This is a genomic window from Nocardiopsis sp. N85 (assembly GCF_028882275.1).
In the GTDB taxonomy this organism is placed as follows: domain Bacteria; phylum Actinomycetota; class Actinomycetes; order Streptosporangiales; family Streptosporangiaceae; genus Nocardiopsis; species Nocardiopsis lambiniae.
In genome coordinates this window covers 1-18655 of record NZ_JARBUT010000012.1, presented here as the reverse complement: position 1 = coordinate 18655, position 18655 = coordinate 1, and the positions used below count along the sequence as shown (strand labels likewise).

13 protein-coding genes are annotated in these 18655 nt (G+C 71.5%); 6 read left to right on the top strand and 7 right to left on the bottom strand.

Features of this window, described 5'->3' with window-relative positions:
* Nucleotides 1-27: 27 nt before the first annotated feature.
* Nucleotides 28-1464, bottom strand: coding sequence for a hypothetical protein (locus tag PWG71_RS17520; protein WP_274810837.1), 1437 nt, complete (start codon nt 1462-1464; stop codon nt 28-30).
* Between the two features lie 830 nt (nt 1465-2294).
* Complete coding sequence (locus PWG71_RS17515; protein WP_274810835.1) at nt 2295-3305, bottom strand: YihY/virulence factor BrkB family protein; 1011 nt, start codon at nt 3303-3305, stop codon at nt 2295-2297.
* Between the two features lie 393 nt (nt 3306-3698).
* On the opposite strand from PWG71_RS17515, the gene PWG71_RS17510 reads away from it, so the two are divergent.
* From PWG71_RS17510 to PWG71_RS17495, 4 genes are all read left to right on the top strand, one after another.
* The gene (locus PWG71_RS17510; protein WP_274810834.1) at nt 3699-5396 is read left to right on the top strand and encodes a nitrite/sulfite reductase; all 1698 of its coding nucleotides are present in this window, start codon (nt 3699-3701) and stop codon (nt 5394-5396) included.
* A 74-nt stretch (nt 5397-5470) separates the two neighbouring features.
* A complete protein-coding gene (locus PWG71_RS17505; RefSeq protein ID WP_274810833.1) occupies nt 5471-5665 on the top strand; it encodes a hypothetical protein in 195 nt (64 codons plus the stop codon).
* Nucleotides 5666-5667: 2 nt separating this feature from the next.
* Nucleotides 5668-6369 (top strand): phosphoadenylyl-sulfate reductase, encoded by a 702-nt coding sequence (locus PWG71_RS17500; protein ID WP_274810832.1) that lies wholly within the window; start codon nt 5668-5670, stop codon nt 6367-6369.
* The gene (locus PWG71_RS17495; RefSeq protein ID WP_274810831.1) at nt 6366-7139 is read left to right on the top strand and encodes a sirohydrochlorin chelatase; all 774 of its coding nucleotides are present in this window, start codon (nt 6366-6368) and stop codon (nt 7137-7139) included. Before PWG71_RS17500 ends, PWG71_RS17495 begins: the two co-directional genes overlap by 4 nt.
* Before the next feature lie 43 nt (nt 7140-7182).
* Here the strand turns inward: PWG71_RS17495 and PWG71_RS17490 are convergent, their stop codons facing one another.
* Genes PWG71_RS17490 through PWG71_RS17475 form a run of 4 tightly spaced genes read right to left on the bottom strand, consistent with a single transcriptional unit; the run spans nt 7183 to nt 13781 of the window.
* Nucleotides 7183-8571: a lyase family protein gene (locus PWG71_RS17490; protein ID WP_274810830.1), complete on the bottom strand. Its 1389-nt coding sequence runs from the start codon at nt 8569-8571 to the stop codon at nt 7183-7185.
* Nucleotides 8568-10553, bottom strand: a complete 1986-nt coding sequence (locus PWG71_RS17485) for an FAD/NAD(P)-binding protein (protein WP_274810828.1) — start codon at nt 10551-10553, stop codon at nt 8568-8570. The genes PWG71_RS17490 and PWG71_RS17485 overlap by 4 nt, the downstream gene beginning before the upstream one ends.
* Nucleotides 10554-10567: 14 nt before the next feature.
* Entirely contained in the window at nt 10568-12139 is a 1572-nt protein-coding gene (locus PWG71_RS17480) for a class I adenylate-forming enzyme family protein (RefSeq protein WP_274810827.1), read from the bottom strand.
* A gap of 34 nt (nt 12140-12173) precedes the next feature.
* Nucleotides 12174-13781: a zinc-binding dehydrogenase gene (locus tag PWG71_RS17475; protein WP_274810826.1), complete on the bottom strand. Its 1608-nt coding sequence runs from the start codon at nt 13779-13781 to the stop codon at nt 12174-12176.
* A 635-nt stretch (nt 13782-14416) separates the two neighbouring features.
* Between PWG71_RS17475 and wrbA the strand changes: the two genes are divergently transcribed.
* The gene (gene wrbA, locus PWG71_RS17470) at nt 14417-15028 is read left to right on the top strand and encodes an NAD(P)H:quinone oxidoreductase (protein WP_274810824.1); all 612 of its coding nucleotides are present in this window, start codon (nt 14417-14419) and stop codon (nt 15026-15028) included.
* A 186-nt stretch (nt 15029-15214) separates the two neighbouring features.
* Entirely contained in the window at nt 15215-17572 is a 2358-nt protein-coding gene (locus PWG71_RS17465) for an ATP-binding protein (RefSeq protein WP_274810823.1), read from the top strand.
* 25 nt (nt 17573-17597) lie between these two features.
* Here the strand turns inward: PWG71_RS17465 and PWG71_RS17460 are convergent, their stop codons facing one another.
* Nucleotides 17598-18560, bottom strand: a complete 963-nt coding sequence (locus PWG71_RS17460; RefSeq protein WP_274810821.1) for a UbiA family prenyltransferase — start codon at nt 18558-18560, stop codon at nt 17598-17600.
* Nucleotides 18561-18655 lie beyond the last annotated feature (95 nt).

Here is an 18655-nt window from a genome sequence, read left to right as displayed (position 1 = left end):
TCCTTTCTTCTTTTGTGTAGGGGGTCATTACCTAGAGGGGATGGCATAGAGGTGGTCCTCGTGGACCACGATGGCGTTGCCGCCGAGCAGACCGACCGGTTGGGTCGACGCCGGGTCCGACTCCTGGACCTCGCCGGTGGCGTCGACCGCCACCGAGGCCCCGTCGAGCTGGCCGAAGACGTCGGTGCCCACCGCGATCTGCGGTTCGAACCCCGGGACGACCGCCGTGGCGCCGCTCTCGGGGTCCATCACGACCGGGCCGTAGGAGACGACCTCGGTGCCGATGGGGCCGGAGCGGTGTCGAACGCCCTCCAGGTCGGCGGGGTCGATCTCGGCCGTGCCGATGACGGAGCCGTCGCGGGAATCGTGGAAGGCCAGGATCGCCCCGTCACCGCGCAGCGGATTCCAGCGGATGATCACGTACTCGCGCAGGGCCGTGACCACCGAGTCCATCTCACCGGCGTCCTCCGGACGGCGGGCGGTGACCTCGGTGACCTCACCGTCGGGGTCGGTCCACGTCCACGGGCCGGTACGGACGGCCATGAGCACATCGGTGCCCTCGGCGAGCATCGGGGCGGATCCGTCGGGGACATCGACCGGCACCAGTTCGTCTCCGACCGGGACCAGGGCGTCGTCACCGCTGCGGACCAGCGCGGAGAAGCCCACGTACTGGGTGGAGGCGTCCTCGGGCAGGGAGAGGCTGGTGTGGGCGCCGCCCGCGACCGGCCAGAACCACAGGGTTCCGGTGGTCTCCATGACCACGGCCTCCTCGCCGTCGTATTCGACGAACCGGGGAGGGCCCAGGAACTCGGCGGAGGCGGCCGGCAGGGCGGCCGACCACAGACGCGTACCGGAGGCGTCGAACAGGTTGAGGCGTTCGTCCGGACCCATGAAGGCCATCAGCTCACCGTCGCGCGAGACACCGGGCTGGCCGGCGGTCGCGAGTTCCTCGGAGAACTCCACGTTGTCGGCGTACCCGGGCGGGGCCGGGTGGCCCAGGACCTGCGCCTCGACCGCGGTGGGCCGCGGTGCGGGTTCGGTGCCCGGGATCATCCGCCACGTGGCGACCCCGGCACCGCCCAAGAGCACCAGGGCGAGCACCACGGCGCCCGCGATGACCGGTCCGCGCCTCTTTCCGCGCTCGGGGCCGGTGGCGGTCGGTGGTCGGGGTGCGGCGGGCGCCGGGCTCGCGGGCAGCCGGTCGGCGGCCTGTACGACACCGTCGGGTGTGGCGACCAGGTTCCAGTAGCCGTTGCTGTCGCGTGCGTCGATGAGCACCGGCTGGCCGATTCTGGCGGCGTAGCCGGTGGCGACGTCCAGCGCGGCGCGTCGGGTCTCCTTGGGCACGCTGCCGGTGACGACCTGGCGCTGTCCCTCGATGAGGATCTCGGCACTGCGCTCGTCGGGGGCGATGGCGATGACGGCGGTGGGCCGGGGGTGCCCCGGACGGGACGCCCGGCTCATGGTGCCTCCGAAGGCATGGGAAGGGTGGACCTGTTCGTGTGCGGGTGGCGGGGAACCTCGGTCGGTCGCGTCGAGGGGGCCGCGCCCGGGATGCCACCGAACGAGGGGGGCGACGTACGCGAAGTCGATGCTGAACGCGATGATACTGATCGTGTCGGACACGGCCCACCCGGGCAAGGGCGGCCGGTGACGGACACGGTGCGCACGGCGATCAACGGCGTTTTCGCTCCCCCTCCTCTGACCTGGCACGACCGGGTCTCCGGGACGGGGGCTCGACCCGCCCTCCCGGAACCACGTTCTTATGGACACGCGGATGTGTCGATGAGTTCACACCGAAAATGGCCGAATCCGGCCATCAGACCCCATCGGTCACCCTGTGTCCCGAGCCCCCGTCGCCCTCTCGACGTGCGGGACCGGCCGGGGAACGCGGCCGGGTGACCTACCCGGCGGTCCGCTTCCGACCGTGAAGTGCACGATACCGCCCGGACGGACCGTAAAGGTGTGCGGGGTGGACGGGCGGGTCCGCACAGGGTGATCCCGTCGCACGGCGGGCGGTCTTCGGGAACGGGGCGGGGGCCGGTCCGTCGTGGCGTGGAGGCGGGCGGTCCCGCCCCGGACGGCGACGAGGAAGAGGAGCCGGCCCCGCACACGACGACGGTCCGGACCCGAGGTGGGCGCCTCGGGTCCGGACCGTCGTGCTTTCGCGCCCTCGGTCACCGGTCGCCACAGGCCGCCTGTGGGGACACGGCGCGCCGCTCGGGCCGGCCGGGACGGGCGCGCCGCCAGGGCCCGCACACGGCCCTCCGGGGTGAGGTGTCCGGAACCGTTGGTCAGCGGCCGTTGGCCTCGCCGATGCTGTCGAGGACCGCCTGCTCGCGGCGGCGCACCAGGCGGCCGGCGCGCTCCAGGCGGCGGGTGGCGATCTCGGCGCGGGCGGCGGCGGTGCGCACCGTCGGCCACATGGCGTCGATCTCGGCGTTGAACGTCGACCCCGCCAGGATCGCGATCGCCATCACGAACAGCCAGGCCAGGATCGCGATCGGGGCCGCCAGGGAGCCGTAGATGCTCACCTGTCCCAGGGAGGCGTCCAGGTAGGCGCGCAGCACGATCGAGCCGATGATGAGCACCGTCGTCGCCAGCAGGGCGCCGGGCAGGTGCCGCCACAGCGGGGTGCGCACCGGGATGCTCAGGGCGTAGAGCATGGTCACGGCGGTGGTGGCCAGCACCGAGACGGTCGGCCAGTACAGCAGGTTGAGCCGGCCCACGGTGATCGGCAGCAGCCCGTGGACCAGGTCGGGGCCGGCCACCAGGATCGGCAGCACCAGCAGTGCGAAGGCCAGTCCGCCCAGGTAGGCGACGAACGCCAGGACCCGCTGGGTGAACCAGCCGCGCAGTTCCTCCAGGCCGTAGGAGATGGTGATGGAGCGGATGAACACGTTCATCGCCCGCGATCCCGACCACAGCGACACCAGGAAGGTCACCGACAGCACCCCGCCCTGGACGCCTTGGAGGAGGTCGTCGATCAGGGGGGACACGACGCTGTCGACCGTGTCCGGGGTGAGGATCTGCGCGGTGCTGTCCAGGATCAGCCGCCTGATCTCCTCGACGGTCTCCTCCCCCAGGAACGAGGTCATCGGGACCAGGGCGCCGAGCAGGCCGAGCAACAGCGCGGGCATGGAGATGAGGGTGAAGAACGCCGATTCGGCGGCCAGTCCGACCACCCGGGCGCGGGAGAAGGCCCGGCTCGTGCGCAGCACGAGGAGCAACCCGCCGCGCACCACGGGACGCCTTCTCAGCCAGGCGTCGGTGATGCGCCAGAGCCCTTCCCAGAAACCCACCACGGGAAGAACGTTAGCGCGGTATCGGGACCGACCCCCGCCCGGGTGAGTGACGTGACTCACTCCTGGGGCCTTCCGACTCTCCTGGACAAAGGCCCGGCGCACATGACATTCTCATTTCATGATCGCTGCCCTGGACCCCATGCTCTGCGTGCGTCGCCACGTGGACTTCCTTCGGGTCCGCAGTGCCATCTGTTGCAGCGTCGGTTAATCTCGCCGCCTTTTTGACGCACCCCAGGGGTGCGCGCGGCACCGGCGCTCTCCCCTCTCTCTTCGATCCCACACACGCGGAATCCGACCCGAGGCACCTGCACGACGAAGTGCGGAGCCGGCGGGTGGCAGTGGTGCGGGCGCCGGGGTCGCACGGACCCCGTGACCCCATCGGAGACACCCGCGATGCCTCCCTCTTCCGCGCAGAACGGTCGGACGGCGACGGCGGCCAAGCCGCGTCGCCGCCGCGGTGAGGGCCAATGGGCCCTCGGTTACCGCGAGCCGCTGAACAAGAACGAGGAGAACAAGAAGAACGACGACGGGCTCAACGTCCGCGATCGGATCATCAACATCTACTCCAAGCGCGGTTTCGACTCGATCGACCCCGCCGACCTGCGCGGACGCTTCCGGTGGTTCGGGCTGTACACTCAGCGCGCCCCGGGCATCGACGGCGGTAAGACCGCCATCCTGGAGCCGGAGGAGCTGGACGACCGCTACTTCATGCTGCGGGCGCGCATCGACGGCGGCCAGCTGTCGGTGGCACAGTTGCGCGCGATCGCCGGGATCTCCCGCGACTTCGGTCGCGACACCGCCGACATCACCGACCGGCAGAACGTCCAGTACCACTGGATCCGGGTCGAGGACGTGCCGGAGATCTGGGAGCGGCTGGAGGCGGTGGGCCTGTCCACCACCGAGGCCTGTGGCGACACCCCCCGCGTCATCCTGGGCTGTCCGCTGGCCGGTGTGGCCGAGGACGAGGTGCTGGACGCGAGCCCGGAGGTCTTCCAGGTCTACGACGACCACATCGGCAGCCCGCTGTACTCCAACCTGCCCCGCAAGTTCAAGACGTCCATCTCGGGCTGCTCGGTGTACTGCACCAACCACGAGATCAACGACGTCGCGTTCGTGGGCGTGCGTGACGAGAACGGTGAGGCCGGGTACGACCTGTTCGTCGGCGGCGGCCTGTCCACCAACCCGATGTTCGCGCTGCGGCTCGGCACCTTCGTCCGCCCCGACCAGGTGAGCGAGGTGTGGGCGGGGGTCTGCGCGATCTTCCGCGACTACGGTTACCGGCGGCTGCGCACCCGCGCCCGGATCAAGTTCCTCATCAAGGACTGGGGCGCGGAGAAGTTCCGCCAGGTACTGGAGGAGAAGTACCTCGGATACGCGCTGCCCGACGGCCCCGCCCCCGTCCTGGACCCGGGGCTGCGCCGCGACCACGTGGGCGTGCACCGTCAGAGCGACGGCAGGTACTACGTGGGCTTCGCGCCGAAGGTGGGCCGGGTCTCGGGCACCTCGCTGGCCAGGATCGCCGACATCGCCGAGGCGCACGGGTCGGACCGCGTCCGTACCACCGCCGACCAGAAGCTCGTCATCCTCGACATCGAGGAGGACCGGGTCGAGTCCATCACCGCCGCGCTGGAGGCAGAGGACTTCCAGGTGCGGCCCAGCACGTTCCGCCGCCAGACGATGGCCTGCACCGGCATCGAGTTCTGCAAGCTGGCGATCGTGGAGACCAAGGGGCGCGCGGTGACCCTCATCGACGAGCTGGAGAAGCGACTGCCCGACTTCGAGGAGCCGCTGACCATCAACGTCAACGGGTGCCCGAACTCGTGCGCGCGCATCCAGGTCGCCGACATCGGCCTCAAGGGCCAGTTGGTGATGAACGAGCACGGCGAGCAGGTGGAGGGATACCAGATCCACCTGGGCGGCGGCATGGGGCTGGACGCGGCCTTCGGCAAGAAGATCCGCGGGCTCAAGAGCACGGCCGACGAACTGCCCGACTACGTCGAGCGGGTGCTGCGCCGGTTCCAGGACCAGAAGAAGGACGGGGAGTCGTTCGCGGCCTGGGTGGGCCGGGCCGCCGACGACGACCTGAAGTAGCCGCGGGCGGGCCGGTCGTCCGCGACCGGCCCCCTCCCACCATCCGCGACATCCCCGATTCGAGGAGGTGCGTCGTGTCCGAGAGGGCCGCACCCTACTACTGCCCCTACTGCGGAGACGAGGACCTGGTGCCCGAGGAGGGCGCCGCGGTCAAGGGCGAGGGCTACCCCTGGGCCTGCCTGTCCTGCGCCCGTGTGTTCCGCGTGAAGTACGTGGGCCTGCGCTCCGCCTCCTTCGGCGACGCACCCTCCAGACCGACGGAAGGGTAGGAATGAACGCCACCATCACCCCTGTGGGCGGTCCCGAGCTCGCCGCGAGCGCTTCGCGCGAGCTGGAGGAGGCCACCGCCCAGGAGATCATCGCCTGGGCCGCCGAGACGTTCGGCGACGGCCTGTGCATGACCTCCTCCATGGCCGACGCCCTCATGGTGGACCTCGCCTCCAAGGTGGTCCCCGGCATCGACGTGGTCTTCCTGGACACCGGTTACCACTTTCCCGAGACCATCGGCACCCGCGACGCCGTGGCCTCGGTCTACGACATCACGCTCGTCAACGTGGAGCCGACCCGCACGGTCGCCGAACAGGACCTGGCGCTGGGGCCGCGCCTGCACGGGCGCGACCCGGCGATCTGCTGCCACCTGCGCAAGGTGGAGCCGTTGCAGAGGGCCCTGGCCCCCTACGCCGCGTGGCTGACGGGGCTGCGCCGCGCGGACGCGGTGACCCGCCGAGACACGCCGATCGTGCAGTGGGACCGGCGCAAGCGGATGACGAAGGTCAACCCGATCGCCCGGTGGACGCAGGAGGACGTGGACGCCTACATCGAGACGAACGGTGTGATCGTCAACCCGCTCCAGTACGACGGGTACCCCTCCATCGGGTGCGAGCCGTGCACGCGCCGGGTCGAGCCGGGAGAGGACCCGCGCAGCGGCCGGTGGGCGGGCAGCGGCAAGACCGAGTGCGGGATCCACCTGTGAGCGGGCGGGGACGGGCGCCGGGACGGCGCTCGTCCGTGCCGTTGCTGGCGGTGGCGCACGGGAGCCGGGACCCCAGGTCGGCGGCGGCCGTGGAGGCCCTGTTCGACCGGGTCCGGGAGCTGCGGCCCGACGCGGATGTGCGGGTGTCCTACCTGGACCACACGGCGCCGTCGGCGCAGGACGCCCTGGCGTCCCTGGCCGCCGAGGGCGCGGGCGAGGTGGTGGTGCTGCCGACGTTGTTGACCGCGGCCTACCACAGCAAGGTGGACCTGCCGAAGGTGCTGGAGCGGGCGCGGACGGACGAACCGTGGCTGCGGGTGCGCTACGCCGACACCCTGGGGCCGCACGAGGGACTCCTCGCGGCGGTGGAGCGGCGGTCGGCCGAGGCCGGCGCGGTCGCGGACGGCGACACCGCCCTGGTGGTGGCGTCGGCGGGGTCGAGCGACCCGGAGGCCAACGCGACGGTGGCGGCCGTGGCCGGGGAGCTGGCGGCGCGCGGGCCGTGGCGGGAGGCGACGGCGGCGTTCGCGTCGGCGTCGCGCCCCACCCCGGGCGAGGCGGTCGCGGCGGCGTACGCCCGGGGGGCGCGGCGGGTGGCGGTGGCCACCTACCTGTTGGCCCCGGGTTTCTTCGCCGACCGGGTCCGCGAGCAGGCGCTGGCGGCGGGCGCGACGGTGGTCTCGGAGGCGCTGGGGGCGGCCCCGGAGCTGGCCGGGATCGTGTGGGAGCGCTACGACGCGGCCCTGGCCGCTCGGCACGCCCTGGTGTGAACCGTTCGCGGGGGCGGGGCCCGGCGGGCCCCGCCCCCGCGCGTCACCGGCCGGGGGCGTCCAGGGAGGCGTCCACCAGGGCCGCCGCGGCCCCGGTGTAACCGGCGGGGTCGCACAGGGCCTTGAGTTCGGCGGCCGGCACGTCCCGAAGCGCGCCCTCCTCCGCCAGGACGCAGTCCAGGGGGCGCCCCTCCCTGGCGGCGACGGCGGAGCAGCGGTCGAGCAGGCGTCGCGCCGGGGCGCGGCCCAGACGCGGGGTGAGGTGGGCGACGATCCGTTCCGCCGAGACGGCCGAGCCGGTCGCCCCGAGGTTGTGGTCCGCTCGCGCGGTGTCGATGGTCATCCCCTCGGCCAACTCGACCAGGGTGTGCGCCGCTCCCCCCGTGAGGCGCAGGCACTCGCGCAGCAGGGACCACTCGGCGTGCCACGCCCCGGCCGAGCGCTCGTCCTCGGCGAGCAGGCATCCGGTCAACCCCGAGGCCAGAGCGGGCACCTGGAGGGCGGCGCTGCGGATCATGGTGGCCAGGACCGGATTGCGCTTGTGCGGCATGGCCGAGGAGGCCCCCCGTCCGGGGGGCCCGGGCTCGGCGACCTCCGCGACCTCGGTACGGGACAGGTTGATCACGTCGACCGCGATCTTGCCCAGGGCACCGGTCGTGAACGCCGTGACGGCGGCGAGGTCGGCGATCGGGGTGCGCAGCGCGTGCCAGGGCAGGACGGGGGCCGCCAGCCCCGTCTCACGGGCGAACTCGCGGACCAGTGCGGCGGTATACGCCCCGGGGGCCTCACGGTCCCGGTCGGAGGCGTACTCCAGGTATCCGGCGAGGGTGCCCGCCGCCCCGCCGAGGGAGACCGGCAGTCCGCCGTCGAGCAGGCGCGCCACCCTCGCCTCGGCGTCCACGACGAGCCGGTGCCAGCCCGCGACCCGCAGCCCCAGGGTGGTGGGCACGGCGTGCAGGGCCAGGGTCCGGGCGACGGCGGGGTCGTCGCGGTGCCGCCGGGCCAGGGCGGCCAGGTGGGCGGCGGCGGCGCGCAGGTCCTCACCGACGACGGTCAGGGCGCGGGCCGCGACCAGCATCGCCCCGGTGTCGAACACGTCCTGACTGGTGGAGCCCCGGTGCACGTACCCGGCGGCGTCGGGAGCGCGTTCCGCGACGATCCTGGTCAGTTCCCGGACCAGTGCCACGACCGGGTTGGCGTTCTCCCGGGCGGAGACCGCGAGGGCGCACGGGTCCAGGTGTTCGGCGCGGGCCGCCCGGGTGATCGCCTCGGCGGCGGCGGGGGGCACCGTGCCCAGGGTCGCCTGGGCACGGGACAGAGCGGCTTCGGCGTCCAGCATGGCCTGAAGCCAGGCATGGTCGGAGACGAGGGACTCGACGGGGGTGCCGGCCCGGACGGGGGACAGCAGACCGGCGTCGGTGAGCGGGTTCAAACGATCACTCCGGTCAGGGGGTCGGCGGTTCCGGCCCGCGCGGTGGCGGTGGCGGCGGGGGCCAGGTCCAGTACGGCGCGGGCGATCGCGTCGGAGTCGCCGAGCGTCACCGAGTCCACCCCGGGGCGGGTGCCCGCCGCGGTGACCCAGTGGACCGCCTCGGTGGGCACCCCGTAGGCGAACCTGCGGGGGTGGGCCCTTCCCCGCCCGTCGATGGTCCGATAGGGGCGGCCGGTGACCGCCAGGCCGCCGGTTTCGAGGGGGGGACCACCGTTGACGGCGATCCGGTGGGCGGAGACCTGGTCGCTGTCCAGCAGGTGGCGCAGCAGGGGGTCCGCGGTGCGGCGCAGATCGGGTTCGGGCAGCCGGGCCTCGATGAGCACCTTCGAGCGCACGGGGGTTCCGGGCACGCGGGTGGAGTGCGCGACGAAGTCCGGGGCCTCGGTGTCCAGGCGCACCTGGGTGCCCGGTCCGAGGATCTCCACGACGCCCGCCTCGATGAGGGCGACCAGTTCACGGACCCGGGAGACGGGCGGGCCGATGGAGAGATAGGCGTTGAGCGGGGTGTACCAGCCGTCCAGTTCGTCGCGGTGGGAGATGCCCTCCAGCCCTCCGTGGTCCACCGCGAGACGGACCTCGTTGCGCAGGTCGCGCAGCACGTCCAGGGCCGCCTTGGTGGGGTCCTCGACGTTCCCCCGCCGGGCCATCCGGATGTCCTCGCGCAGGTGCTCCAGCAGCCAGGTGCGGAACGCCGTGCGGTCGTCGAAGTCCCGGCCCGCGCAGGGGCGGGCGACACGGTCCCAGTCCCAGTGGTCCCGGGGGTCGATCCGGTACGCGCGCAGGAGGGCGTCGGGTTCCCCGGCGGTGAGGTAGCGGGAGACGAACTCCTCCTCCTCGTCCGCCCGGCCCCGGGAACGCAGCAGGGTCCCGTAGTAGACGGATTCCACCTCGCGGGCGATGAAGGGCCACAGGTCCCGTCTCAGGCCCAGTCCTCCGGCCGCCTTGGCGCGCATGCGCTCGACGCGGGCGACGGTGAGCAGGCGCGGCAGGTACCGTCCGGAGGCGCCCTTCTGGTTCTCACCGCGCGCGTGGTAGGGCACGCCCCTCCGGGAGAAGGCGTACAGCACCGGCTCGTCGCCGCTCGGTACGTAGACCAGGTGTCCGTCCCGTTCGTGGTAGGCGCCTCCCCGCCCCTCGGTGAACAGGGCCATGTGGTCGAAGAAGTTCAGCCCCAGCCCTCGGAGCAGGACGGGTGCCCCGGCCGGGACGCGGGTCGTGTCCACGTCGGCCGGGTTGGCGGGGGTGAGATAGGTGAGGTGGTGGATCCTGGCCAGGCTGGCGGTACGCGCCTCGCCGGGGCCGACCCTCGCCGGCAGGTGTCCCAGGGCCAGCACGATCGCGTCGAGGTGGTCCAGGCGCACACCGTTCTCCAGCCGCAGCCCTTGGGGGCCGTCGGGGAAACCGCGGGTGTCGGCCATGGCGACCGCCTTGGAGCGGTGTACCCGGATCTCGACGTGGGCGGGCGCCTTCTCCGTGATCCTGTCGAGGCAGGCCTTCAGGTAATGGCCGTAGAACGCCCGTGTGGGGTAGGAGTCGGGGCCGAGGCGGCGGGCCTCGGCCACGGTCTGCTCGTCGTGCCCGCCGAAGAGCGCCACCTCGCGGGCCCATTCCGCCAGTGTCGGTCCGGGTTCGATGGGCCCGTCGATGTTCACGCTCTCGTCGGTGTGGACGGTCACCTGTGAGGCGACCGTGTTCATGAGCAGCACACGGGACTGGTCCGTGCGCCACACCGCCCCGGCCCCGGCCGGGTGGGGATCGATGAGGTGGATCGTGACGTGCGCGCGGGAGGGGCGGACCCGCTCGTTGGCGCAGAGCCGTTCGACCACCGACAGCCCCCGCGGCCCCGCCCCGACGACGCCGACCTCCAGCCGGTCCGCGCCGGGTTCACGCCGGTTCGGGGCCCCGTGGGTACCACCGGTCATGTTCCCTCCTCGTTTCACCCGGCGCCGTGACCAGCTTTGAGCAGTGCGACCAGTTCGCGCCGCTTGATCTTGGTGGTGGCGGTCTGCGGCAGGTCCTCCAGCCGCCAGTGCAGCGGCGGTTCCATGGCGGGCAGGTCCGCGGTGGCCGCCCGCCAGGCGGTCTCGTCCAGAGGGGCGTCGTCGCGGGTGCACACGACGGGAACCGGCCGCCCTTCCGGAGAGGGGACGATGATGACCTCGACGAGTTCGGGGATCCGGCCGAACAACCGGTCCTCGATCTCCAGGGTGCTGTCGATACCGGGGATCTCGTCGATCTCGCGGTCCAGCAGGTGCAGGCAGCCCCACTTGCTGAGGTAGCCGACGTCGCCCATGCGCCACCAGCCGCCGTTGACCTGCTTGCGCCAGCGCTCGTGCTCGCCCATGTAGGTGACGATGCGGCCGTCGCTGCGCACCTCGATGTGGCCGGGCGAGGACCTGCTGGGCGTCCGGCCGTCCCGGGAGACCACGCGGACATCGGTCATGCCGGGGAAGGGGCGGCCCACGCAGCGGCCGTCGGCGTCTTCGCCACGGGCCCGGGTGTAGGTACGGGCGGCGATCGGGCCCACCTCGCTCTGACCGTAGGCCTGGGCGAACAGCGGCAGGTCGCGCCGGGAGGCGCCGAGCATCCGCTGCACGGTGCGCGGGTGGATGGCGTCGAAGGTGCTGCTGAAGTACTTGACGTTGGCCAGCGGCTCGCGGGGGTCGTCGGCGAGCGGCTCCCAGCGCAGGAAGGTGTTGGGGTGCGCCTCGATGAAGCCGGGACGGACCCGCGCGAAGAGGGCGGCCACGTTCTCCTCGTCGTCGTCCCGCAGGATCACCAGGGGGTGGCCTTGGAGGACCGAGATCGGCATCGCGGTGTACATCCGCGAATGCACGAAGGAGACGTGGACGGCGATGGGCTCGCGGCGGCGGACCGCCGCGCCCACCACCAGGCTCTGGGGCCGGTAGCGGGCCTGGAAGGTGCGCCCGGTGTGCAGGGCGAGTTTGGGCAGGCCGGTGGTGCCGGAGGTGTGGGTGACCATCGTGGGGTGGTCGGGGGGCATGGTGACGGGTCGGACCCGCGCGACGCCGGCCAGCGAGGCCAGGGACACCGCCCCCTCGTACTCCCCCGCGGCGAGCAGGACGCGCTCGCTGAGGTCGAACACCTCCGCGGGCAGCTCCTTCTCCAGCTTGGCCTGGTCGGTGAGGAGGTAGGGCCGGTCGACCCGGCGCAGCAGGGCGGCGACGGTGGCTCCGTCGAGCTTGGGGGACAGCATCACCGGGATGGCGCCGATCCGGACGACCGCGCAGGCCAGAAGGGAGATGTCGAAGGCGTCGGACTTGTGCACGACGACGTGGTCGCCGGGGCGCACCCGCAGGGACCACAGGCGCGAGGCGAAGTCGTCCACCAGGTCGGCGATCTCGGTGAGGGTGAAGCGACGCCCCCGTTCGGGTGCGATGTCCAGTTCGTGATCGAGGATGACGGGGTTGGCCGGGTAGCGGGCCGCCGCTCGGTCGAAGAGGGTGCCCAGTCGAATACCCCGGTTGGCTACGCGCTGAAGGAACACGGCTCGTCCGTTCTGTCGGTCTGGGGGGAGGGGGTCAGCTCTCTTCGATCACGCGCTTGATCCGGGCCAGCGTGACGTCGAGGTCCTGTTCGAGCTTGGCGGTCCACTCGGTGATGAAGCGTTTGCGCTCCTCCTCGTCCAGGTTCGCGGTGATCGTGTGGATCCCGGCCGTGGCCCGGTTCATCCGGAAGTGGTGCACCAGGACGGAGCCGCCGTCGTCGGTCGGCTCGATGTCGAAGCCCCAGACGCTCTCCTGGTCCGCTCCGGCGTGGGAGAGCATCATCCAGCGGAAGGTACGGCCGGGATCGGCCGCGGTGACGCGGGCCTCGGTGTGCCACACGCCGCGGATCAGGGGTGCCCAGCCGACGACGTCGTCGGCACGCAGGTTCTCGCCCCGGAAGACCGATCCGACCCGCCGGGGCTCTCCGGAGATCCATTCACCGCCGCGGCACTCGGGGCTCCATTCGGAGCTGCGCGGCAGGTCGCTGACGACCTCGTACACCTGCTCTGGGGAGGCGGACACCGGAAGGCTCGCCCGCAGTTCGAAGAGGGGGGTGGTGTCGATGATGGATGCGCTCATGGTTGGAAGGTTCGCAAGGCCCGGTGAGGTGGCGCCAAGCATCGGCGCAGAGTTGGTCAAGTTCGTCCCGTGATCGGGACCCCGACCCACGGCGATCACGATCCGGCGCCCGCGGGCCAGTCCTCCCTCGACGGCGCGGTGGGCCCGTCCGGTGTGCTCCAGGGACACGAGGTCGCAGCGGCGCGGGCGCAGGACGCCGTCCGCGGCGAGCCGACCCACCCGTGCGGCGGCCTCGGCGAGTTCGTCGACGGTGGCCTGGGAGATGGCGAATCCGAGGACGGAGCGGTCCAGGAGGTAGAGGGATCCCACCGGCAGGACGGGGCGCGAACGCATCCCGGCGAGCAGGACGAGGCGGCCGCGCCGGGCCAGACCGGCCAGCGCCGGTTCGACCTCGTTGCGGCCGGCGGCGTCGACGTACAGGTCCACCCCGTCGGGGTGCAGGCGGGCGATCCGCTCGTACAGATCGGGATCACGACGGTCGAGCACGGCGTGCGCGCCCGAGGCACGGCAGTGATCCGCGTCGGTCGGGGACGCGACGGCGGTGACCCGTGCCCCGGCGTGGGAGGCCATGGTGACCAGGGCGCCACCGACGTTGCCGCCCGCGCCCACGACGACCACGCTCTCCCCCGCCCGCAGCCGGCCGTGGGTGGACAGGGCGAGGTGGGCGGTGGCGGCGGGGTGGGCCAGGGCGACGAGTTCGGCGGGGTCGGCGCCCTCCGGTACCCGGTACAGGCGGTCGGCGGGGACGGCGACCCGTTCTGCGGCGGCTCCCTGTCTGCCGTCGTACCCCATGCTCAGCGACCACACGCGCTCCCCCGGGGCGAAGCGGTCCGAGACGTCGGGGGCCGCGCGGACCACCGTGCCCACCAGGTCGCGACCCACCACGAAGGGGAAGGTGAGGGGCGTGCGCCAGGCGCCGGATCGGACGAAGGTGTCCACGTGGTTGACGGTGGCGAAATCCACCTCGACGAGGATCTCGCCGGGCTCGGGGTCGGGGTCCGGGAGCGGGCCGTAGCGGATCAGTTCGGGCCCGCCGAGCCGGTCGATGTATGCGGCGTACATGGCCCCGAGTCTGAACGCGTCGAACGGGAGAGCCGGAAAGTGCGCTCGGCCTGTGTCATCTCGCGACACCGGTTCGCATCGCGGCCAATGGTTCACATGAAGCACACAACAGAAGCGGAAGGCGCACCGGAACCTTCCGGAGATCGAATCCCCAGGTGGAACCGGCGAACACGAGACCTTTTGCCAAAGGCTTTCACAGAGGCCGGAGGGGTGCCTGGAATTGAAGCTCAGAGGATTTACAAAAATTCGACAGAGAGTGAAAGCAGCAGCTCCGGCGGCACCGGGGAAGATCATCTCCCTTTCGACGACCACCCCGGATCACACACCCTCCGTGTTCACCCGGAACGAAGAAAACATGAGCGCCAGTCCCTGAAAGAACGCGGTACCGTTCCACTTGGGCCACCTGAAGCACATGGACAACGTCAGTCACACAAACAACACGACCAACATGACACAAACAAAAATCTTGCAGTGAGCGAAACCCCTCGCCACAAAGATCGAAAATCACTCCGGCCTAAATGGCACTTGCCTCAACGCGTTACCGGCAACTAACATTCGAACAGGGCGTCTCCACCAGCGATGCGATCACCCAAAGTGACCAGCGAATTATTACCATCCGTGAATGCAAAGGGACAATGACCGCTCGAATCTCTGTCATCTATTATTCCTCTACCGGAAACGTGCACGCCATCGCCGAGGCGATCACCGAGGGCGCCTCCGAGGCCGGGGCCGAGGTCCGTCTGCGTCGCGTCGCCGAGCACGCGCCGGACGAGGCCATCGCGTCCAACCCGGAATGGCGGGCCCACCTGGACGCCACCGAGAACGTTCCCGTCGCCACGCTGGACGACCTCGCCTGGGCCGACGGCTTCGCCTTCGGCACCCCGACCCGGTTCGGCAACGTCAGCTCGCAACTGAAGCAGTTCATCGACAGCGCGGGCGGGCTCTGGGAGGCGGGTGAGCTCGCCAACAAGCCGGTGACCGGGTTCACCAGCAGTTACGAGCTCCACGGCGGACAGGAGTCCACCCTGCTGTCCCTCTACAACGTGATGCACCACTGGGGCTGCCTCATCGTTCCCACCGGCTACGTGGACTATGACCTCGTTCACGAGGCCGGAGGCAACCCCTACGGCCTGTCCAGCCCCTCCTGCCAGGGGGCACCCTCCAAGTCCCTTCTCAAGGCCGCCCGTTTCCAGGGCGAGCGGATGGCGCGCATCTCCACTCTGGTCCGTCCGCTGCGCACCGTGTAGTCGTACACGTGCCCGGCCTCGGAAGGAGGCCGGGCACGTGTCGCTCGCAGGACCGGACACCGAGCCGCCGGACGAAGGATCCCGGCCGGCGCCCCGGCCCAGAGGCACCACCGGACGCCTCGGCGGGGCCGCCGTTCCCTGGGCGATGCCACGTCGAAGAGCGGCGAACGAGAAAGCAGGTCGAAAATGCTTGTCCCGTCACAGAGTGTTGCAGATCCCTCACCCTTCGAACCGCGCCCCTTCACGCCCTGGAACCACTTCTCCACTCCGCTCATCGGTCGCGAGGGCGAACTGGAGGCCCTCAGAAGACGACTGACCGATCCGAGTGCCCGCATCGTCACCGTCACCGGGCCGGTGGGGGTGGGCAAGAGCAGACTCGCCGCGACCGCGTTCAACGACGTCCTGCCGACGTTCGCCGGCGCCCGTTCCCTGGATCTGGACTCCCTGCGCTCCGACGCGGAGTTGCAGCGGACCCTGTACGACGTCCTGGAGACGAACCCGGCGGGGCCCGGACCGTCGGAGGGACGACGGTTCCTGTTGGCCCTGGACGGGTGCGACCGTTTCATGGAACGGCTCCCCTCCCTGCTGACCGGCCTGTTGGCCACCCACCACCATCTGTCGCTCCTGGTGGTCGCCCCTTGGTCGTTGGGGGTGTACGAGGAACAGATCCTGCGCCTGGCCCCGCTGGAGACGCCCTGCGTCAAGGGGACCGACGGCCTGGCCCAGCTGCGCAGGCTCCCGTCCGTGCAGCTGTTCGTGCGGCGCACGCGGACCGTGCGCCCGGAGTTCGAGCTGACCCCGGAGAACCACGAAGCGGTCGCACGCCTGTGCGCCATGACCGACGGTCTGCCCTTGGCCATCGAGCTGGCGGCCGCCCAGATGAAGCTGTGCTCCCCGCAGGTCGTGCTGTCGGAGCTGGTCCGGGACCTGGACGTGCTCTCGGCGGACGGCGGGGGAACGCTGTCCGCGCACACCGGCATGCGCTCGGCCATCTCGATGTCCCTGAACCGGCTGCACGGCCTCGACCGGGAGTTCCTGGGGCAGGTGGCGGCGTTCCACGAGGGCTTCGACCTGCCCTCCGCGGTGGCGGTGACCGGACTGTCCCCGGCCGAGGTCCAGCACCTGCTGGAACGGCTGGTCGATATGAACGTGCTGTACACGGGCGAGTGCGACGACGGAGATGTGACGTTCCGCCTGTCGTCCCTGACCCGTCGCCACGTCCTGGACCGGCTGCGCGAGATCGGCGGGCTGGAGCGGGTGCTGCGCTCGCACGCCGCGTACTTCCTCCGCCTCACCGATTCCCTGCACGGCCCCCCGGCCTCCGGCGAGCGCGAGCGGCTGCTGCCGCGGCTGCGCCAGTGGTCGACGGACACGCGCTCCGCGATGGGCTTCCTGCTGGACGACGGCGACCACGCGGGCGCGATCCGGTTGGCCTTCGCGCTGCGCGGCTACTGGCACGGCAACGGCCGGGTCCGCGGGATCACCGAGATGCTGGATCGGGTGCTGTCCGACCCGGGCATCCCCGAGCGCGTGTCCGTCGAGGGCCGGGGCATCCTCGGTGAGCTGCTGGTGTGGGTGGGCGAGTACGACCGGGCGGAGGAGCACCTGCGCGCTTCCCTGAACGCGTACGAGACCGCGTCGGACCAGCGGGGGGCGGCCACGGGACGGCGGCGCCTGGGATCGCTGGCGATGTACCGCGGCGAGGTGGGGGACGCCGAGCGGTTGCTGGAGAAGTCCTCGTGGGAACTGGCGTCGGCGAGCGAGGAGTACGAGCAGGCGCTGGCCCTGCGCGACCTGGCCCTGTGCCGGATGATGTCCGGCGACCACGCGGCCGCGGAGGCCACGGCGCAGCAGGCGCGGCGGGAGTTCGCGCGTTGGGGTGACGAACGCGAGGAGGCGATGACCGACTGCGTTCTGGCCGAGACGTTCTGGGCGCGGGAGGGCGCCGAGCGGGCGCTGCCCCGCTACCGCGCCGCCCTGGAGGCGGTCCACGCCTCCGGTGACCGGGCCGCGTGCGCCACCGGCGTCGAGCGGGCGGCCGTGCTGATGGCCCGTGAGCAGACCCTCACCGACGAAGGATGGCGCACGATCGCGCGCGCCCTGGGCGCCGCGGTCGCCATGCGCTCGGGTACGGACTGCCTGCCCCCGGCCTGTCTGGGCGGGGCGGTGTCCGACGCCGTCGATCGGGCCCGTCTGCGGCTGGGCGTCAGGGTGTTCAACGAGTGCTGGGGCCGGGGACTGGCCTTGACGCCCGAGGAGGTGATCGGCGAGGTGCTGGACCCCTCCGGTCTGGCGGCACCGCCAGAGGAGTCCGCCTACCCGGAGGACGGCCCGCTCACCAAGCGGGAATTCCAGGTCGCCGAACTCGTCGCCCGCGGCATGACCAACCGGGAGGTGGCCCGCAACCTGGGCATCTCGGAGTGGACCGCCGTCAACCACCTGCGGCGGATCATGCGCAAGCTCGATTGTTCCTCCCGGGTCCAGGTCGCCGGGTGGTTCACCCGGCGGGGACGGCCGGTCAGGTCGGCCGGGACACCGACCTGACCGGACCTGTCGGGTCCGGCACCCCTCACAGGAAGAGGTACAGCAGGTTGAACGCGATCATGCAGGCGACCACGGTCCGAAAGGTCGTGATGCCCCGGCTGCGGGCGACCAGCGGGTCCCCGGTGCGGAGGAAACCCGTGTACTGCCGGATCCGCAGGACCGCGAACGGCGCGAGGACGAGCGCGAACCACCAGGGGGCCGCGCCGGTGAGCGGTGGCACGACCACGAGCAGGAGGTTGACCGCGGTCAGGGCACCGAGGAACACCCGGTTGCCGCGCGCGGAGGTGAGCACGGCCACCGTGCGCCGCCCGGCGGCGGCGTCACCGGGGATGTCGTTGGTGTTGGAGTAGCCCGCGATGAGGACCTGGCCGAATCCGAACAGCAGCCCTTGGACCAGGACCACGATCGGCAGCCCTCCCGTGGCCAGGCCGTAGGGGACCAGCAGGAACGCCGTGGCCGAGAACAGCAGCACCGCCTCGCCCAGCCCGTGGTAGCTGAACTTGAGCCCCCAGGAGTACTGGACGCTCAGGAACAGGAGCAGCGCGGCCAGGACCGCCACCCCGAGGGTGGGATGCGGGGTGACCACGAGGGCCAGGGTCCACCACACCACCCCCCACACCAGGCTGAGGTGGCCGAACCGCCGGGCCTGGGCGACGGTCAGCTCCCCGGTGAGCAGGGGTTTGCGTTCGAGGGGCCGCAACGCGGTGTCCTCGACCTCGACGTAGTTGGCGGTGTCGCTGCCGTCCTCCGCCCCGGTGACGTCGTCCAGGGTCATGACGGCGGACAGGACGCCGATCATGCCGAGGGCGAAGAACAGCAGGGTGAGCGGGACCCCGTCGGCGGTGAGGCCGTCCACCCCCAGGATGGTGGCGACGATGACGAGGGTGAGCAGGAAGTCGATGACGAACTTGTACTTGACCAGCCGGGCGTAACGTCCGGCGGTGGCCAGGAGGCCCTCCCCGGAGGGGGTGCGCGCGTCGATGCTCATGTCTCTTCCGTGGGTCGTGGAGTCGGGGAACCTGCGGTGGTCAGCCGGCGACGGCGACGGTGGGCTCCCCCGGCCCGACCCCCGCCTCACCCATC

Excerpts from the sequence above, each read along its gene's own strand:
- PWG71_RS17520 (WP_274810837.1), bottom strand. The coding sequence starts at position 1,464 with ATGAGCCGGGCGTCCCGTCCGGGGCACCCCCGGCCCACCGCCGTCATC.
- PWG71_RS17510 (WP_274810834.1), top strand. The coding sequence starts at position 3,699 with ATGCCTCCCTCTTCCGCGCAGAACGGTCGGACGGCGACGGCGGCCAAG.
- PWG71_RS17500 (WP_274810832.1), top strand. The coding sequence starts at position 5,668 with ATGAACGCCACCATCACCCCTGTGGGCGGTCCCGAGCTCGCCGCGAGC.
- PWG71_RS17485 (WP_274810828.1), bottom strand. The coding sequence starts at position 10,553 with ATGACCGGTGGTACCCACGGGGCCCCGAACCGGCGTGAACCCGGCGCG.
- PWG71_RS17475 (WP_274810826.1), bottom strand. The coding sequence starts at position 13,781 with ATGTACGCCGCATACATCGACCGGCTCGGCGGGCCCGAACTGATCCGC.
- wrbA (WP_274810824.1), top strand. The coding sequence starts at position 14,417 with ATGACCGCTCGAATCTCTGTCATCTATTATTCCTCTACCGGAAACGTG.
- PWG71_RS17465 (WP_274810823.1), top strand. The coding sequence starts at position 15,215 with ATGCTTGTCCCGTCACAGAGTGTTGCAGATCCCTCACCCTTCGAACCG.
- PWG71_RS17460 (WP_274810821.1), bottom strand. The coding sequence starts at position 18,560 with ATGAGCATCGACGCGCGCACCCCCTCCGGGGAGGGCCTCCTGGCCACC.